This is a genomic window from Aureispira sp. CCB-QB1 (genome assembly GCF_000724545.1).
Classification (GTDB): Bacteria; Bacteroidota; Bacteroidia; order Chitinophagales; family Saprospiraceae; genus Aureispira.
In genome coordinates this window covers 1-808 of record NZ_JHBV01000080.1, presented here as the reverse complement: position 1 = coordinate 808, position 808 = coordinate 1, and the positions used below count along the sequence as shown (strand labels likewise).

Genomic DNA, 808 nt, shown 5'->3' with positions numbered 1-808 from the left:
GAAAAGACAAAGCGGACTTTTTTCTCGGTAGGTTCATCAAAACGGTTCTCTTCGTAGTAACGAGTGAGATTGATAATATTGGTAGAGGGTTCGTAATGGGCTAAAGCGCCCTTTACCCCTCGAGCTCCAAAGGCAATGCCCAAAGTTTTGTCCAAACCAAGGTTGTTTCCTTTGAATCGCAACACTCGATTTAAGTCATACAAACAAATGCCTAGAGCAGCCAAATAATTAAAACGGTCTTCATGCGTCACCCAGTTACCAAACTGATAGCCTCTCAATTGAAAGACTTCGTGCACCGTTCGGACATCTTTGAGCTTATCATAAAAGCGTTTTTCCATCGCTCCTTTTCGAAAGAATTGATACAATTCTACAAAACCTTGATCTTCCCACCATCGTTCGGCTCTAGAGCCTCCCTCTGGACTTAAAGTATCTACAATTTTCATGGCTTAGCGTCTTTTTTTAAGTTTTCCTAATCGTTTTAGTTTCTTTTGGTTGAGCATGGATAAGGGAACCCCTCGTCCAACAATCTGCTCGTCAGGGTGTAATTTAGCTCTAGTTTTTTTTAGTTTTTTCATGTGTTTTTAGATTTGATGAAAGAATGAAAGCCCCTAAAATACGGACTTTGAATGCAAAAAACAAGGCAATAAAAAACGCCACTAGGAACTAATGGCGTAAATTTTAAAGGTTGATTTTTTCTATATTTTTGCTGAGGAGGCTTTGAGGCTCAACTGCTGCAAATAAGTTTGAGTGCTTTTAATTTTTGTTTTTAACAAGCAAATTTGTTGTTCTTGACAAAGCAACTGTAAAG

The 808-nt window shown here is 38.5% G+C and carries 1 protein-coding gene and 1 pseudogene; both read right to left on the bottom strand.

Annotated elements, in window-relative coordinates:
- A pseudogene (locus CG11_RS26255) lies at nt 1-443 on the bottom strand (hypothetical protein); the annotation flags it as partial.
- Between the two features lie 3 nt (nt 444-446).
- Nucleotides 447-575 (bottom strand): hypothetical protein, encoded by a 129-nt coding sequence (locus CG11_RS30975; RefSeq protein ID WP_255351982.1) that lies wholly within the window; start codon nt 573-575, stop codon nt 447-449.
- Nucleotides 576-808: the final 233 nt, after the last annotated feature.

What these genes read in the sequence shown, in the direction of transcription:
- CG11_RS30975 (WP_255351982.1), bottom strand. Translation starts at nt 575, where the DNA reads ATGAAAAAACTAAAAAAAACTAGAGCTAAATTACACCCTGACGAGCAG.